The 16,419-nt window shown below is 61.3% G+C and carries 13 protein-coding genes and 1 tRNA gene; 6 read left to right on the forward strand and 8 right to left on the reverse strand.

Translation table 11 applies throughout. The features are described from left to right. Positions 1 to 16: 16 nt before the first annotated feature. On the reverse strand, positions 17 to 496 hold the full coding sequence (locus tag AC1DUY_RS06365) for an Lrp/AsnC family transcriptional regulator (protein ID WP_068730339.1): 480 nt from the start codon (positions 494 to 496) through the stop codon (positions 17 to 19). 261 nt (positions 497 to 757) lie between these two features. Here AC1DUY_RS06365 and trxB point away from each other — a divergent pair, with 261 nt between their 5' ends. After that, a complete protein-coding gene (gene trxB / locus AC1DUY_RS06370; protein WP_093757106.1) occupies positions 758 to 1,723 on the forward strand; it encodes a thioredoxin-disulfide reductase in 966 nt (321 codons plus the stop codon). A gap of 32 nt (positions 1,724 to 1,755) precedes the next feature. Beyond that, positions 1,756 to 2,649, forward strand: a complete 894-nt coding sequence (locus AC1DUY_RS06375; protein ID WP_089266250.1) for a LysR family transcriptional regulator — start codon at positions 1,756 to 1,758, stop codon at positions 2,647 to 2,649. A gap of 254 nt (positions 2,650 to 2,903) precedes the next feature. On the opposite strand, the gene AC1DUY_RS06380 is transcribed toward AC1DUY_RS06375, so the two are convergent. Further along, positions 2,904 to 5,288, reverse strand: a complete 2,385-nt coding sequence (locus tag AC1DUY_RS06380) for a heavy metal translocating P-type ATPase (RefSeq protein ID WP_478113089.1) — start codon at positions 5,286 to 5,288, stop codon at positions 2,904 to 2,906. Between the two features lie 49 nt (positions 5,289 to 5,337). On the opposite strand from AC1DUY_RS06380, the gene AC1DUY_RS06385 reads away from it, so the two are divergent. Then, on the forward strand, positions 5,338 to 5,613 hold the full coding sequence (locus AC1DUY_RS06385; protein ID WP_089266249.1) for a metal-sensitive transcriptional regulator: 276 nt from the start codon (positions 5,338 to 5,340) through the stop codon (positions 5,611 to 5,613). A 266-nt stretch (positions 5,614 to 5,879) separates the two neighbouring features. Then, positions 5,880 to 8,267 carry an EAL domain-containing protein gene (locus AC1DUY_RS06390; protein ID WP_478113091.1) on the forward strand — a complete coding sequence of 796 codons (2,388 nt, stop codon included), beginning with the start codon at positions 5,880 to 5,882 and terminating at the stop codon, positions 8,265 to 8,267. Positions 8,268 to 8,360: 93 nt separating this feature from the next. On the opposite strand, the gene AC1DUY_RS06395 is transcribed toward AC1DUY_RS06390, so the two are convergent. Beyond that, positions 8,361 to 9,041, reverse strand: coding sequence for a ParA family protein (locus tag AC1DUY_RS06395; RefSeq protein ID WP_068728738.1), 681 nt, complete (start codon positions 9,039 to 9,041; stop codon positions 8,361 to 8,363). A 209-nt stretch (positions 9,042 to 9,250) separates the two neighbouring features. Next, a complete protein-coding gene (locus tag AC1DUY_RS06400; RefSeq protein ID WP_244499613.1) occupies positions 9,251 to 9,622 on the reverse strand; it encodes a hypothetical protein in 372 nt (123 codons plus the stop codon). Positions 9,623 to 10,313: 691 nt separating this feature from the next. Here AC1DUY_RS06400 and AC1DUY_RS06405 point away from each other — a divergent pair. Continuing rightward, positions 10,314 to 10,961: an SGNH/GDSL hydrolase family protein gene (locus AC1DUY_RS06405; RefSeq protein WP_478113094.1), complete on the forward strand. Its 648-nt coding sequence runs from the start codon at positions 10,314 to 10,316 to the stop codon at positions 10,959 to 10,961. A gap of 20 nt (positions 10,962 to 10,981) precedes the next feature. Here the strand turns inward: AC1DUY_RS06405 and AC1DUY_RS06410 are convergent, their stop codons facing one another. The 4 genes from AC1DUY_RS06410 to AC1DUY_RS06425 all read right to left on the reverse strand — a co-directional run bounded on the left by AC1DUY_RS06410 (position 10,982) and on the right by AC1DUY_RS06425 (position 12,781). Then, positions 10,982 to 11,212 carry a hypothetical protein gene (locus AC1DUY_RS06410; RefSeq protein WP_184511980.1) on the reverse strand — a complete coding sequence of 77 codons (231 nt, stop codon included), beginning with the start codon at positions 11,210 to 11,212 and terminating at the stop codon, positions 10,982 to 10,984. Between the two features lie 265 nt (positions 11,213 to 11,477). Further along, a tRNA-His gene (locus AC1DUY_RS06415) sits at positions 11,478 to 11,554 on the reverse strand. Positions 11,555 to 11,705: 151 nt separating this feature from the next. After that, positions 11,706 to 12,140 carry a phasin gene (locus AC1DUY_RS06420; RefSeq protein WP_068728746.1) on the reverse strand — a complete coding sequence of 145 codons (435 nt, stop codon included), beginning with the start codon at positions 12,138 to 12,140 and terminating at the stop codon, positions 11,706 to 11,708. A gap of 269 nt (positions 12,141 to 12,409) precedes the next feature. Further along, positions 12,410 to 12,781 carry a phasin gene (locus tag AC1DUY_RS06425; protein ID WP_115033036.1) on the reverse strand — a complete coding sequence of 124 codons (372 nt, stop codon included), beginning with the start codon at positions 12,779 to 12,781 and terminating at the stop codon, positions 12,410 to 12,412. 366 nt (positions 12,782 to 13,147) lie between these two features. Between AC1DUY_RS06425 and AC1DUY_RS06430 the strand changes: the two genes are divergently transcribed. Beyond that, positions 13,148 to 16,408 (forward strand): PAS domain-containing protein, encoded by a 3,261-nt coding sequence (locus AC1DUY_RS06430; protein WP_478113097.1) that lies wholly within the window; start codon positions 13,148 to 13,150, stop codon positions 16,406 to 16,408. Positions 16,409 to 16,419 lie beyond the last annotated feature (11 nt).

Here is a 16,419-nt window from a genome sequence, read left to right on the forward strand (position 1 = left end):
CTTTTAGCGCTCGCTGCTAATCCGCGGCCCTCAGCTCGAGCGGCACCGCGGCTGCGTATTTCGAATTCTGCAAGACCAAGGACGTGCGGACGTTGCGGACATGCGGTGCGGCCGTGAGATGGCCGACGAAATCCTGAAAGGTCGCCATATCTGGCGCCACGCATTTCAGGATGAAGTCGATCTCGCCCGACAGCATCCAGCACTCCCGCACCAACGGCTCCTTGCGGACGAAATCCTCGAACGCCTTGAGATCGGCATCGGCCTGGCTCGACAGGTGGACCGAGGCAAACACGGTAACGTCGAAACCGAGCAATCGCGGATCCAGCAACCCGCGGTAGCCCTGGATATAGCCAGCCTCTTCCAGCGTCCGGACCCGCCGCAGGCAGGGCGGCGGCGAGATGCCAACGCGCTTGGCGAGTTCCACATTGGTGATTCGGCCGTCGGCCTGGATTTCGCTGAGAATTTTGAGGTCGATGTCGTCTAGGCTTTTCGGCACGCGGCGCGGATCCTGGCTGGTATTCAAAGAAACCGTTTGAACTCTCTTAGCGCAGGAGCCGCAACTTGCGCAATTTTATTGCGCGTGCATCGCAGAAATTAAGTGTCTCCGGGGGAAAAATTGCCGGGACGAATTGCAATTCTTGCATGGCTCGCCAGATATTCTACACTAGCAGACAAGACTTTCGACGCCGCAGCGACGTGTTCGCCGGCACATTTCGCCTCAGCAATGACCAATTTCCCTTCAGAAAGGGACTCGACCATGGCCGCCCCCATCCATGCCAAAGTCGTCATCATCGGCTCAGGCCCGGCTGGCTACACTGCCGCTATCTACGCCGCACGTGCGATGCTCGAGCCCGTCCTGATCCAGGGGATTCAGCCCGGCGGCCAGCTGACCATCACGACAGATGTCGAGAACTATCCGGGCTTCGCCGACGTCGTCCAGGGTCCCTGGTTGATGGAGCAGATGGAGAAGCAGGCGCATCACGTCGGCACCAAGATCGTCACCGATCTGGTCAGTGACATGGATCTGAGCCAGCGCCCGTTCCGCCTGACCTGCGACAGCGGCGATGTCTATCTGGCCGAAACCGTGATCCTGGCCACCGGCGCGCAGGCGCGGTGGCTCGGCATCCCCTCGGAAGAGAAATTCCAGGGCGGCGGCGTATCCGCCTGCGCCACCTGCGACGGATTCTTCTATCGCAACAAGGAAGTGATCGTGGTCGGCGGCGGCAACACGGCCGTCGAGGAAGCTTTGTTCCTGACCAATTTCGCCTCCCAGGTCACCATCGTGCATCGCCGCGACCATTTCCGCGCCGAACGCATCCTGCAGGAGCGATTGTTCAAGCACCCGAAGATCAAGGTGGTCTGGGACTCGGCGCTCGATGAGATCTGCGGCACCGAAGGCCCGGCCAAGGTCACCCATGTGCGCCTGAAGAACGTCAAGACCGGCGCCATCACTCAGGTGTCAGCTGACGGCGTCTTCATTGCCATCGGCCACGCGCCCGCGACCGAACTCATCAAGGGCCAGATCAAGCTGAAGCCCTCGGGCTACGTCGAAGTGGCTCCGAATTCCACCGCAACCTCGATGCCCGGCGTGTTCGCCGCCGGCGACGTGGCGGACGAAACCTATCGGCAGGCGGTCACCGCCGCCGGTATGGGCTGCATGGCCGCCCTCGAAGCCGAACGCTATCTTGCCGCGCATGCTCATGACCGCGCAGCGGCCGAATGATGATCAAACGAACCCGCGACGGATTTACAGATATGGACTGGGACAAGCTGAAGGTGTTTCACGCGGCGGCGGAAGCGGGGAGCTTCACGCATGCAGGCGAGCAACTGGGCCTGTCGCAATCGGCAGTCTCACGACAGGTGAGCGCGCTTGAGCAGGAACTGGCGGTCTCGCTGTTCCACCGCCACGCCCGCGGCCTGATCCTCACCGAACAGGGCGACCTGCTGTTCCGCACCGCCCATGACGTGTTCATGCAGCTCCAGGCGGCCCGCGCAAAGCTGACCGACAGCCGCGAGCGGCCGAGCGGCGACCTCAAGGTCACCACAACCCCGGGCGTCGGCATCAACTGGCTGATCCCACGCCTTGGCGAGTTCACCGCGCTCTATCCGGAAATCCGCATTTCGCTGATCGTCACCGACGAGGAACTCGACCTGTCGATGCGCGAGGCCGATGTGGCCATCCGCACCCGCAAGCCGACCCAGCCGGACCTGATCCAGCGCAAGCTGTTCGCCATGGGATTCCACGCTTATTGCTCGCCGGAATATATCAAGCATTTCGGCACCCCGCGCACCCTCGACGAACTCGACGGGCACCGCATTATCATGCTGAGCGACGCCCAGGTGTCCCCGCACCTGCAAAACCGCAGCTGGCTGATCGATGCCGGGCGCAACGGCTCCGGCCCGCGCGAACCCTACTTCAAGGTCAACAATATTCTGGGCCTGATGCGCGCCTGCCAGCAGGGCTTGGGCATTGCAGCATTGCCGGACTACCTGGTCGAAGAAAACGATCGTCTGGTTCAGCTCTTCAGCGAGTCGGACTCGATTCAACTCGACACTTATTTTGTCTATCCCGAAGAGTTGAAGACGGTCGCCCGTGTGCAGGTGTTCCGCGACTTCATCGTCAGCAAGGCGCAGCGCTGGCCGTCCTAACCCGCAATATTTCAGGGCAGATATGCCCACGCTTCCCAGCATGTCAGACATGCCAAGTGATGCGTTGCTGCATGCCACCTTCAGGGATCATACTTCTCAGACGCTGAGATTTTGCGCTGCGCATTTGTCCCCCTCCTCCAGTGGTGCGAAGTCTCAGTAATCCCTCTTGGAAGGTGATTGTGTCGGCCTCTCGAGGCCAATACCTCAGAGCCGGACTCGTTTGAGTCCGGCTTTTTTTTTGCGCCCGCGAATTGTCAGTCCAGCTTCACTTTCGCCAGCCGGAGCGCATTCCCGATCACGCTCACCGAGGACAGCGCCATCGCTGCAGCGCCGAGCATCGGCGACAGCAGGATGCCGAAGATCGGATACAGCACACCGGCCGCAATCGGCACGCCGGCCGCATTGTAGATGAAGGCGAAAATCAGATTCTGACGGATATTACCCATCACAGCCTTTGATAGTTCGCGCGCGCGCACCAGCCCCATCAGATCGCCGGTCAGCAACGTCACGCCAGCACTCTCGATCGCGACATCGGTGCCGGTCCCCATGGCGATGCCGACATCCGCAGCAGCCAGCGCAGGTGCATCGTTGACGCCATCGCCAACCATGGCGACCCGGCGGCCTTCGCCGCGCAGACGTGTGACCACGTCACTCTTGCGCTCCGGCAACACACCCGCCTCGACCTCATCGATACCCAGTGTCTTTGCGACGGCTTTAGCCGTCGTCGCATTGTCGCCGGTGAGCATGACGATGCGCAGGCCGTCGGCGCGCAGCTTCTTCAACGCGTCCTGCGCCGATGGCTTCACGGGATCGGCAATCGCCATCACGCCGGCGACGCTGCCATCAATGGCCACGAAGATGGCAGTCGCACCGTTCTGCCGCGCCAGTTCGGCGACGCCGTCGGAGCGCGTCGTGTCCACTTTCAATTCGTCCATCAGCATCGCATTGCCGAGCGCAACGCGCTTGCCATTGACCACACCCGATACGCCTTTGCCGGACGGCGAGGCGAAGTCACTGGCATCGCTCAGCACCACATTGCGTTGCTTTGCTTCATTGACGATGGCTTGCGCCAACGGATGCTCGCTGGAACGTTCGATACTTGCAGCAAGTTGCAGAATCTCACTTTCGTTGAACCCTTCCGCCGGCGAGATGCTCACCAATTTCGGCTTGCCTTCCGTCAGCGTGCCGGTCTTGTCGATCACGATGGTGTCGATGCTTTCCAGGCGCTCCAGCGCCTGCGCGTCACGCACCAGAATGCCGGCATGGGCGCCGCGGCCGACGCCGACCATGATCGACATGGGCGTTGCGAGACCGAGCGCGCAGGGGCACGCGATAATCAGCACAGTGACCGCAGCAACAAGCGCGAACGAGAGCCGCGGCTCCGGCCCGAATGTCGCCCAGGCGATGAATGCGATCACCGCCGCGGCCAGCACGGCCGGCACGAACCAGCCGGCGACACGATCCGCGAGACGCTGGATCGGTGCACGCGAGCGCTGCGCCTTGGCGACCATGTCGACGATGCGCGACAACATCGTATCACGGCCGATCTTGTCGGCCCGTAGCACGAGGCCGCCGCTCTGGTTGACGGTGCCACCGATGACGCGCGCGCCTTCGGCCTTGCTCACCGGCATGGACTCGCCGGTGACCATGGATTCATCCACCGACGAACGCCCCTCGGTGACGACACCGTCGACCGGAATTTTCTCGCCCGGCCTTACGCGCAACAAATCGCCGATGGCGATGGCGTCGAGCGCGACGTCCTCATCACCGTCCTTGCCGATGCGCCGCGCGGTCTTCGGTGCAAGACCGAGCAGCGCGCGGATAGCACCTGACGTCTGATTGCGCGCACGCAGCTCGAGCACCTGTCCGAGCAAAACGAGCACTGTGATGACAGCAGCGGCTTCGAAATAGACCGCCACTGCACCGTGATGGTCACGGAACGTGTCGGGAAACAGACCGGGCGCGAAGGTGGCCACAACGCTGTAGATCCAGGCCACACCGGTACCCATAGCAATCAGCGTGAACATGTTGAGATTGCGCGTCACCACCGAGCGCCATCCGCGTTCGAAGAACGGCGCGCCGGCCCACAGCACCACGGGTGTCGCCAGCACCAACGAGATCCAGTTCGATGTGGTCTGCGATACCAGCTGCATCAGGCCGAGATGCGCGCCCATCTCGAGCACGAACACCGGCAATGTCAGTGCCAGCGCGATCCAGAAGCGCCGGGTCATGTCGATCAGTTCAGGATCGGGCTTGTCGTCGAGCGAGACCTGCTCCGGCTCCAACGCCATGCCGCAGATCGGACAGCTCCCGGGTCCTTCCTGACGGATCTCCGGGTGCATCGGGCACGTATAGATGGTGCCGGCTGGTGCGGGCGGCGCGGGCTCCTTCGACTTCAGGAAACTCTCGGGATTCGCATTGAACCGCTCGCGACAGCGCGCGCTGCAGAAGAAATACTCATGGCCCTGATAAATCAGACGGTTCTTGGCAGTCGCGGGATCGACGGTCATGCCGCAGACCGGATCGAGCACTTTGGTCGGCGCAGCCTCGGCGTGATGGTGACCATGCGAACAGCATGCGCCATGCGTGTGACCGGCGTGGGCATCGTGCCCCGTATGCGTGTGAGTTGTCTCCGCCATCGCGACCTCGCCTCTTGAAACATATACCCTATGGGGGTATATGAACCTCATGCGCAGCGAGATCAAGACGTCCTGTTTAAAACGCCTCAAACGGATCGAGGGCCAGGTTCGCGGCCTTGCCGGCATGGTCGAGGCCGACCGCTATTGCATCGATGTGGTTACGCAGATCGCCGCGGCCCGCGCAGCCTTGCGGCGGGTCGAAGAGGAGATCCTGCGAGATCATGTCGCGCATTGCGTTGAGCACGCGATCTCGTCAGGCGACAAGGCCGACCAACGCCGCAAGATCGCCGAGTTGATGGACGTGGTCAGTCGCGTCGACCGGTGACGCGAATGCGACGAGCGGGCGCGATGTTGGAAAACGGTTGATCAGTCGTTACGTTTTTTGCCCGGTGAGGGTGGCGCTGAAATGCGACTACACCTTTAGGTCATCAAGAGCCGGCGAATATCCGCAAAATTTACGACTGGATAAGCATGCGCAGCGATAGCACACGGGACGATCTAATAGCGCCGATCGCCGGTATTTACGTGTCTTTACGTACTTATATCTAACGTCCCGCGCAATTGCGGTAATCCCGCGCGCGGTATCTGTACATGCTTACGATCTATAACTGCATCGCCAATGCCCATGATTTCAGGCTCGTCGGACTCGCGGCCATCATCTGCGCGATCGCGTCCCTCGCTGCTATCAACCTGCTCCGTCATGCGCGAAGCGCCACAGGCCAGATGCGCCTCGTCTGGCTCGCGGTATCCGCGATCTCCACGGGCTTCGGCATCTGGGCCACGCATTTCGTAGCGATGCTGGCGTTCTCGCCGGGGATGCCGAGCGGCTACAATATTGTACTTACGGTCGTCTCGCTGATCGCCGCGCTGCTGCTGACCGGCGCCGGCCTTGCCGTGTCGTTGATCCCGAATTTTCGTGCCGGCCTCTGGATCGGCGGCGCGGTCGTCGCGGGCGGCATCGCGGCGATGCATTACACCGGCATGGCCGCCTTCGAACTTCAAGCGCGCATCGACTGGGATACGACGCTCGTCATCGTCTCGATCGTATTGGGAGCCGTGCTCGGTGCGATCGCGCTTCCGGTAGGGGTGCATGGCACCAACCTGCGCTGGAAGATCAGCGGCGCGCTGCTGCTGACGCTCGCGATCTGCAGTCACCATTTCACGGCGATGAGCGCGGTCACGATCACCCCGGATCCCACCATCGCCGTCTCGCCGCTCACCATTCCCGCCGGATGGCTCGCACTTGGCGTCTCATTGATCAGCTTCGCCATCATTGGCCTGGCGCTGGCCGGCATCGTGTTGGATATCCGTGATCACCGCCGCTCCGATCTCGAAGCCGACCGCATGCGCGGACTCGCCAATGCTGCCGTCGAAGGCCTGCTGGTGTGCGACGGCGACACGATCGTCACGGTCAACACGTCCTTCGCCGCGCTGGCGGGATCGTCCGCTGAATTGCTGATTGGCGGGCGTCTGCAAGACTGCTTCCCCGATGGCGATACGCGGACTCAGATCATGAGCCAGCCTGACAAATCGGTGGAAGCGAATCTGCGACAGCGCAACGGCCAGACGATCCCAGTTGAATTGATCCTGCGTGGAATCGACTTTGCGGGGAAGCCACATCAGGTCATCGCCGTACGTGACCTCCGCGAACGCAAGCAGGCCGAACAGCACATCCGCTATCTCGCCCACTACGACTCCCTGACCGGACTACCCAATCGCGGCACGTTCCATGATCGAATCGATCAGGAGATTGCGACACTATCCAAGGACCGCCCGCTCGCCGTACTCGCTTTGGATCTCGATCAGTTCAAGCAGGTCAATGACCTGTTCGGCCACGCCGCCGGCGACAAGGTCCTCAAGAGCGTAACGGCACGCATCACCGCCCTGCTTGGCGAAGGCGAGATGATGGCGCGTCTTGGCGGCGACGAGTTCGCCATTCTCTTGCCGAACCTGACCTCGCCCGCAGCTGCGAGTCAGTTCGCCGACAGGATACTGGAAGCGTTCCGGAGCAAGGATGCCACCTTCGAACTCGGCAGCGTCACCGCCAGTGTCGGTATCGCACTCTGCCCCGACGACTCCAGTGATCGCGACACGTTGCTCGCTTGCGCCGACACCGCGCTCTACCGCGCCAAATCCGAAGGCCGCGCGACATGGCGCTTCTTCGAACCTGCAATGGGGGAAGCCGTGCGCGACCGCCGGCTGCTCGAACACGATCTGCGCAACGCCATCGATGCCAATCAGCTGAAAGTGGTCTATCAGCCCCAGGGCACCATGGAGTCGGGCCGTGTGATCGGCTTCGAGGCACTGCTGCGCTGGAACCATCCCGTCCGCGGCAATATTCGCCCCGACATCTTCATTCCGATTGCGGAAGACACCGGCGCCATTCTCGGCATCGGCGAATGGGTGCTGCGCGCCGCCTGCCGTGAAGCGGCGACGTGGAAGCATCCGTTGACCATCGCGGTCAATGTCTCGGCGGTTCAGATCCACCACGATAGCTTTGTCGCAACCGTCCATGAGGTCTTGCTGGAAACCGGCCTGCCCCCGCATCGGCTCGAACTGGAGATCACCGAGACTGCGCTGATCCGCGACTTCGATCGCGCATTGCTGACACTCCGCCGGATCAAGGCGCTCGGCGTTCACATCGCCATGGATGATTTCGGCACCGGCTACTCGTCGCTGTCGAACCTGCGCGCATTCCCTTTCGACAAGATCAAGATCGACGGATCGTTCATCAGGTCGGTGAACACCAACAGCCAAGCAGCAGCAATCGTGCGCGCCGTCCTCGGCCTCGGCCGCGGGCTTGGGCTGCCGGTGCTCGCCGAAGGCGTGGAAACCGAAGCGGAGTTCGCATTCCTGCGCGACGAGAAATGCGACGAGGCGCAGGGCTATCTGCTCGGCCGTCCGGCTGACATAGACAATTTCCGTGAAGTCACCCAAGGGGTGACCTCGCCCGCCGGAGATATCGCCATTTCAGCATAGGCGTGAACACCCCACCGTCGCGGTCATACCAACGACAAAAAACGCGCGAAAGTCTCGCGCGCTTTTTCTGGGGTCAAAAGAGCAGAACGGCTATCAGGCCGCCTGCTTGTGCATCGCGCCGGTCGCCGATCCGTTGCCGCGAATAGCCTTGATCGAACGTTCGATCGCCGCCCACAGCTTCCCGATCTCGCTGGCTGCGCGACCTTCTGCCTGATATTCGCGGGCGCCTTCGCCGTTGCCAAGCGCGAGCAGGAGATCTGCACGGTTGGTGATCTGACCGGACCACACCGGAGCCTTGAACTTGGCGAGCGCTTCGCGGGCGATCGTCACGATACGGCTTTCGGAATCGTCACGGCGTGCCGGCGCACCGTTGATGACAACCGCATATGGCTTGCGGGCCGAACGGCAGGACTGAATCGTCGCCTGTACGGCGTCGACGTCGAACACGCCGGGACGCGCAGGAATGATCACCATGGTCGCGTTCTTGATGGCATCGTCGACCACAGCCGATGTGTTCGGCGGGGTGTCGATGAACACCCATTCAAAACCGTCACGCTTCGCGGCGGCAACCATTTCGGTCACGCTGCGATTTGCGATCTTCAGCGGCGGTTCATTTGTTCCCCGCAGCTTGTGCCACAGCGTCAACGAACCCTGCGGATCCGCGTCGATGAGCAAGCAAGGCTTCGTTGATTTATGAACTTGAGCAGCAAGATGTGCAGCCAGGGTACTCTTCCCCGAGCCGCCTTTACGCGATGCGAAAACTATGACGTTCATATGTTGGCCTCCAGATTGACCCCAGGAGGCGAAAATGAATCAGTCTGCTGATTCGTTAAAGTCATATTTACGCGTAATTCAAGGATATGTGCCTGATTTGTTTGGAATGTTGGTTTTTGAGTCACACAGTGCGGCGCAACAGGCCCGAAATGAGTCAGGTGTAGTACGCTTGTCGCCACTTTGTCGCACTCTGGTATCAAGTCAGGCGCTCAAATCTTGCTATCAGCGCCGTTGGAACGAGTTGAGTCCGGACCTTCGATAGCAATGCCCTTCGCGCGCTGACGTTCGATCCACTTTCGCTCAAGCCAACCGAGAAACTGCGCCACCGGTTTTTCCAGCGGCGGAATATCCTGCGCGATGAGGATGAGTCCGAGCGGCAGCATCCAGAGGCCCAGCACGGGAAGAATGCTGAAAATCCCGCCGATAATCAGCAAAATGCCAAGCGGGAATCGAATGAGCTTCGATGAGGGCTTGCGCAACCAACCTACAAATCGAGCCGGTCGGGGCGGAAGTTTGGTTTCGAACCATGCAAGGTGCCGATTGAGTTCGGCCTTGTAGTCGATATTGGTTTCGCTGCTCAAAATGACGCTCCTCGTGGTCTGGAGATGTTGTTTCGTGTCGTGATACCCAACGTGTCAGTTTGTCACGGGTTCACTTTTTTGCCACGATCGATGGCGTCACGGTGCAGCGACTCGGCGAGATCACGCCGTTCTGCACGCTGACTAAACGTCGGTTCACGTGAGAGCGAAGCCTGATCAGCTCGGACGAGTCGGTTTTTTCGCCCTTCGCGACTTGACCGTGGGTTTGCGCGTGCTGACCGGCGTTGCCCGAAAGAATTGCGCGCAGCCCGGGCTCAATTGCGCCCGCTTCTGGATCATGCAGGCCGTCACGCGATCCACATCAGGAATGGCTGCACTGCAGAGCCGAAAGGCATCCGGTGCAGAGCTGTTGCTGATCGTCGGTATAGGCTTGTGACGACGTCGCCAAGAACGACGCGCCGATCATGAGTGACATGGCAAGCGACCCGCTCAAAATCCCTGGACGTACCGACATTAGTCCCCCCTGGTTGCACGTTATCTTGGGAGTGTCGGAGACGATTGCCAGCTTGGCAAGGTGGACATGACGGGGATCGGGCTTGCCTTCGCGCCGGCCCTGTAGTTTCTCCCGAACATCGCGGCGCCGTTGCCCCGTCGCGACCTCGTGCGAGAGACGGTCCAAGATGAACAGTGAGACAAAAGCGATACTCCGAACCTGCGCGGGCGGTCCACGATCATGAACTGGACCCGTATTGGCATTATCGGCTTCGTGGGATTGTGCGGCTGGGCGGCATGGCCCAAAGGAAATGACGCGACGCCGCCGCGCCCACTTCTGATCAGGGCAGCATTGAAACAGGTCGATGATCCCGTCATCATCCTCGGCGACAGCATCGTCAAACGCGCAACCTTCCCCCGTGCCGTCTGCGGTCGGCCCATCGTCAATGCCGGAATCGACGGATCAACGACATCGAGCGGTCTCGATGCCATGCTGACAAAAGCACTTGGTGGGAAACAGGCCGCCATGGTCGTCGTCTCCCTCGGACTCAACGATGCTGCGGTCCCTGTGAACGCCGACTCATACAAGACCAACTATCTCGCTTTGCTCGCGACGCTGAAATCCACGGCTCCACGAATGGCCATCGCGACGGTGACACCTGTTGAAGGCGGTAAATCCGATAGCGCGCGCATCAACGACCAGGCGATCGACAACTACAACGCCTTGCTACCAACCATCGCCGGCGATGCTGGCGCGAGCCTTATCACCATCCCGTCCATGCCGGCGAAATACACAACCGACGGCGTTCATCTGAATGATGCCGGCTATGCAATCTGGACCAAGGCGGTTCTCGGCGGGGTCAGCGACGTCCTCTGCAAAGGCAAGTAACAGCAACGCAGAAACCCGCATCAGGCCTCGTTGACGCCAACGCCGCGCTCGTCAAGGAGCTGCTGCCCTTTCAACGTGATCCTAAATTTCGGCCCCGCTGCCGGCTTGGCTTGATCGATTACCTCGACAAGCCCTTGGGCAATCAGCCCGTCAAGCACGGCACGTTTTTCGGCATTGAGATCGAGCCCGGAGGCGCGCGCGATGTCGCACATCATCGCAATAGCGGTATTGCTGATATCAGCGTCGATCATGATTGCCTCCCTGTCGTTGGGAAGCCAACGGAACGATGGCAATCGAGTTCCACGACCGGCCTGCGGAAGCACGCGGGCATTTACGACGTCGAGTTGCCCGGAGGAGGGCTGTTTGTGCGGAAACCTTACAGCCCCCGAGCCAGATCGTGGGCGCGCTGAGTGATCTGACCGGCGCGCCGGCATTGCCGGCCCGACCCAAGCGGTCAGACATTGCCGCAGCGCAAAGCAACGGCCAGGCTCGAATCGGCTAAATGATTGATTTGTATGGTACAGTTGGGTGGTCTCGAACCACCGACCTCCTGCTCCACAAACAGGCGCTCTAACCAACTGAGCTACAACTGCATCCTGACCGGCCCCAAAATCAGGGGGTCCCGAACAGGCGGGAAACTAGGTGCAACGCATCACTTTGGCAAGGCCGCGATGATGATTTTTGGCGCAAACAAAAGCCCGGGCTTGCGGCCCGGGCTTTCGATTATTTGGCGGTGCGATCGGCTCAGGCAGCCGGCTGGAACAGCTTCGAAGCGCCGGTCTTGATCGGTTCGGCGGTCTCGGTGGCGATCTTCTGGCCGAGTTCGGCCAGCTGTTTGGTCTGACCCGTGAAGGTTTCAACCTGGCTGCGCGCAAAAGCGGTCCACAGCTCCATCGCCTGCGACGGCGACTTCACGCCGATCAGCGACTGGGCGAAGTCGAAACCCGCATTGGTGTTGGTCTTGGCAATGTCGAGCAACTTGGCCGAATATTCGGCAGCGCCCTTGGTGGCCGTGCCGAACACAGCTTCAACCGTGCTGTTATGGGTCTCGGCAGCATCCTTGAACTTGGCATAACCCTCGCGCGCCTGCGAGACGCCCTTTTCGGCGAACGCGCGGACCTGCTCCGGCACCTGGAACGGGATAACGGAAGATGAGAACGGATCGGTCGATTCGGCCATAGCGTGCATCCTTCGTGGTGGGGGGTGAAATCAATAAACCCGTGGAGGCTGCGAAAGGCACCGGTGCCTTTCATCAGCTGGCGGGAAACAGAGCGGCATCGCCATCAGCGATGCGTCATTGTGCTTACCGCAATATCATGTCGGAATTGTGCGGCGCAACAGAATATTGCACCGCAGAATCGCATGAGACCCGGATCGAATGCGCGCCCACGTCATGGAACTCGCTGAATATCAACCATTGATTGCAGAACGGAGAGCGCAGGGGTCGGTCAGCTCTTGGGCTTGGCGGCGTCCATGGCAGCGCGGCTCATGATCTGGCCCATTTCGCTGGCCTGCTCTGCCAACGACTTCATCTGCGACTGCACGTATTCGCTGTGGAGCCGCATGACGTCGCCGAGATCCTTGGCGTGCAGCAATTGCTGGGCATAATCCAGCGACGCAGCGACGTTCTTCTCGGCATAGGCGATCGCCTTGGTGCTGACATCCTTGGCGCCGGCGCGCACGGTCTCACCGCGGTTTTCGATCGACGACGCCGTGCTCTGGGCGCTGGCCAGAAACTTCTCGAATGCCTGCTTGGCCTGGTCGAAGCTGGCTTCGGCCATTGCGCGCATTTCCTTCGGAATTTCGAATTGGTCGGTCATGTCCCGCTCCATTTTGCATTGACGAAGCCATCCACGGCCCCGTCTCCCGTGTCGCCCACTGCAATCTAGCCGAGCTTGGCATCGCCGATGTGACGCGGCGTCCCGTCCTCGTCCGATCCCATCGTGGACCTTTGTTTTTGTTTTGCAACTGCCAACGCATGGCCCAGCCCCTCCGTTCGGCAGAATGCCGAACCCTCGGAGCGGATTAACGTTATTGCTGCTTTGGCCTGCTGGAATGGGCGGGGGACGTGGACCTGCGCGTCCGCGCGGGCGATACTAACGAATTATTAAGGATGTCATCGTTTGGCCCGCAATCTGTGACGCGGATACCGGACGGGCGCCCAACGAGTCAGTCATGAAGTGCCGATGAATAATGCGGATTTTCAGTTGCGGGGCGTTGGCGATGCACGGCTAGCCGTACACGCCACCAGCAACCAGCCGGTCTGGCTGTGGTCGCGCGACGGCACCCGTGTGCTGTGGGCCAATCCGGTCGGCGCGCGACTGTTCGGCGCCCGTAATGCAGCGGACCTGTTTGCCAGGACTTTCGGCCCCGCCGATACCCATCGCCGCCAGATAGCCCAGCTCGGCTCACGGCTGCCGGCCAGTGGCGCAATGCGGCTGGAGCGCCTACGCGGCTTCGGCGCGGCGCTGGGCAGTTTGATGACCTGCGCCTGCTCGCAGCTTGAATTTCCCGATGGCGGCAGCGGCATTCTCGTTGTCGCAGCGGAGCCGCTCGGTGGCCGCGGCATGCCGCTGGTCGAACGTCTGCAAAATCTCGTCGAGGGAATCGACACTCCTATCGCCGCCTTTGCACGCGACGGCCTGTTCGTCGGCGCCAACGAAATGGCTCGGGCGCTGCTTGGTTTTCGCAATCTCTCCGATGCCGGCCTCGATCATGCGCGCGACGGCGCGCTGAAGGACGGCCGCATCGAAACACCTATCGGCTTTGGCCGCATGGTACTGCAGCGCGTGGGCAGTGGCGCCGATGTCGGACTGGTGGCGCTGATCGCGCCGGGCGCTGTGCATCCGGCGCCGAGCGAAGAAGAACTCGAGGCTCCGGCAGAGCCGGAAGCCAGCGTTGAACCACAGAGCGCCCTTGCAGAGCCGAGTGACCTGTTTGTCGAATTCGATGAGGCCACCGGGGCAAAAGACCCGAGCGAAAACGCTATCGACATCGACGCTCCGATCGAGCCGGAAAAAGCCGAGATCGATCGCGACGTACATCTCGAAGAGGTGATCGCCGAAACCATCGCACATGCCGACGCACCGACTGAGACTGATGCGCAGTCGCCCGCCGTCGAAGCCGTTGCCGACCAACCTGCGTCCGTTGCGCTGCCAGAGATCGAGCGGCGCACGACGCCGCTCCGTTTCGTATGGCAGATCGATGCGGAGAAGCGTTTCACACTGAACTCCGACGAGTTCATCCACCTGATCGGCCCGCGCACAGCGGCAAGCTTTGGCCACAAGTGGAACGATCTCACAGCCGAATTCAACCTCGATCCCGACAGCCACGTCGTCAAGGCGATGGCCACGCAGCAGACATGGAGTGGCATCACGCTGCTCTGGCCGGTGGATGGCGGTGGCCGCCTGCCTGTCGAACTCTCTGGCCTGCCGCTGTTCGATCGCGAGCGCAATTTCACCGGCTATCGCGGTTTCGGTGTTTGCCGTGACCTCGATGGAATGACGCGGCTCGCCGAGCAACGTCGACATGATCACATCGGCGATCCACCGCCCCGACCATTATCCGCCGATGTCGCGCAGGCGGGCCCTGTCGGCGACAGTCTCGATGAACCGATTGCCCTCACCACCAACCCGATACCAGAACAGACACCACCGCCAACCACACCGGACAGCACCGTGCAACCACCCGAGAACGTCGTGCCATTTCGACCAGGCGATCCCAGATCGCCGGCACTGACGCCTGTCGAGAACAGCGCCTTCAACGAGCTTGCGCGGCAATTGTCGGCGCGGCTTGAGTCGGAAACGGGACTGATCACGAGCACGAACACACCCGAAGCGGACAGCGAGACGGACGATGCACCGACGGCTACCCAGACCTTGTCTCAGCCAACTGAAGCGGCGTCACAGGCTGCCTGGCTGACAACGCCACCGGCTGCACCACGCGGCGAGATGATGCGCGACAAGATGCTGCTCGACCTGATGCCGGTCGGCGTCCTGATCTATCGCCTCGATCGCCTGCTATTCGCCAATCCCGCCTTCCTCGCCCGGATGAACTATCCAAGCCTGAACGCACTGGAAGAAGCAGGTGGCCTCGATGCGCTTTATGTCGGAGCTGATGTTTCGTCTGCGGCCAGTACCTCGGATGACGGCACCGCCGTCACGATTTCAGGCGGTGACCAGTCCGGCAACACAGTGCCCGCCGAAGCGCGCCTGTACACGATTTCATGGGACAACGAGCCGGCGCATGCGCTGATTTTCGCTCCGCCCAAGGCAGAGCCTGTCGCCGCCCCTGTTACGATCGCTGCGCCCGTTGCGGACGCACCCTTGCCCGCGGGCCATATCGATGCCGAAGATCTGGCCACGATCCTCGATACCACGGCCGAAGGCGTCATCATGTTCGACGCCGAAGGCAATATCAATTCCTGCAACCGCAGCGCCGAGGCGCTGTTCGGCTATAGCGGCGAATTACTGACGCAGCGGAATCTGACCGACCTGTTCGCTGCAGAAAGCCGCCGCGTGGTGCAGGACTATCTCGCAAGCGTCAAGGAATCCGGCGTAGCCAGCCTGATGGATCATGGCCGTGAGGTGCTGGGCCAGGTGCGCGCCGGCGGCCTCGTGTCGCTGTCGATGACCATCGGCCGCACGCGCACGGATGGGCCGAACTTCTTTGCCGTGTTCCGCGACCTGACGCAGACGAAGAAGACCGAAACCGAACTGCTGAATGCACGCCGCCAGGCCGATCGTGCGGCAACGGCCAAGGCGGATGTGCTGGCGCGGATCAGCCACGAGGTCCGGACACCGCTGAATGCCATCATCGGCTTTGCGGAAGTGATGGTCGACCAGCGCTTCGGCCCACTCGGCAACGAGCGCTATGTCGAATACATGAAAGACATTCGCGCCTCGGGTGAACGGGTCATCGCGATCGTCAACGATCTGCTCGATCTGTCACGCATCGAGACCGGCAAGATCGACCTCGCTTTCACCACGCAAAACCTCAACGAGATGGTGGAGCAATGCGTCGCGGTGATGCAGCCGCAGGCCAATCGCGGCCGCATCATCATCCGTACCTCGCTGGCGCATCTGCTGCCGACCGTCGTTGCCGACGCCCGTGCGCTGCGGCAGATCACGCTGAATCTGATCGGCAACTCGATCCATCTCGCCAATGCCGGCGGTCAGGTGATCGTCTCCACCGCATTGTCGGACTTCGGTGAGATCGTACTGCGCGTCCGCGACACCGGTCACGGCCTCAACGACAACGAACTCGCCGCCGCGATGGAGCCGTTCCGGAGTGCGACGCCGGCTGATTCTTCAGAGAGTTCGGGTGTCAGCCTGTCGCTGACCAAGGCCCTCGTCGAAGCCAACAACGCGCGCTTCCAGATCAAGACCGCGCCAAGCTCGGGCACGCTGATCGAGGTGGCATTTTCAAATGCGGCGATGAAGGCCTGAGTGGCCTTCTC

The sequence above is a fragment of the Tardiphaga sp. P4_G1 genome (assembly GCF_056401215.1).

Bases quoted from the DNA above. Each gene is read 5' to 3' on its own strand.
- trxB (WP_093757106.1), top strand. From the start codon at position 758: ATGGCCGCCCCCATCCATGCCAAAGTCGTCATCATCGGCTCAGGCCCG.
- AC1DUY_RS06375 (WP_089266250.1), top strand. From the start codon at position 1,756: ATGGACTGGGACAAGCTGAAGGTGTTTCACGCGGCGGCGGAAGCGGGG.
- AC1DUY_RS06380 (WP_478113089.1), bottom strand. From the start codon at position 5,288: ATGGCGGAGACAACTCACACGCATACGGGGCACGATGCCCACGCCGGT.
- AC1DUY_RS06385 (WP_089266249.1), top strand. From the start codon at position 5,338: ATGCGCAGCGAGATCAAGACGTCCTGTTTAAAACGCCTCAAACGGATC.
- AC1DUY_RS06390 (WP_478113091.1), top strand. From the start codon at position 5,880: ATGCTTACGATCTATAACTGCATCGCCAATGCCCATGATTTCAGGCTC.
- AC1DUY_RS06395 (WP_068728738.1), bottom strand. From the start codon at position 9,041: ATGAACGTCATAGTTTTCGCATCGCGTAAAGGCGGCTCGGGGAAGAGT.
- AC1DUY_RS06405 (WP_478113094.1), top strand. From the start codon at position 10,314: ATGAACTGGACCCGTATTGGCATTATCGGCTTCGTGGGATTGTGCGGC.
- AC1DUY_RS06410 (WP_184511980.1), bottom strand. From the start codon at position 11,212: ATGATCGACGCTGATATCAGCAATACCGCTATTGCGATGATGTGCGAC.
- AC1DUY_RS06420 (WP_068728746.1), bottom strand. From the start codon at position 12,140: ATGGCCGAATCGACCGATCCGTTCTCATCTTCCGTTATCCCGTTCCAG.
- AC1DUY_RS06425 (WP_115033036.1), bottom strand. From the start codon at position 12,781: ATGACCGACCAATTCGAAATTCCGAAGGAAATGCGCGCAATGGCCGAA.
- AC1DUY_RS06430 (WP_478113097.1), top strand. From the start codon at position 13,148: ATGAATAATGCGGATTTTCAGTTGCGGGGCGTTGGCGATGCACGGCTA.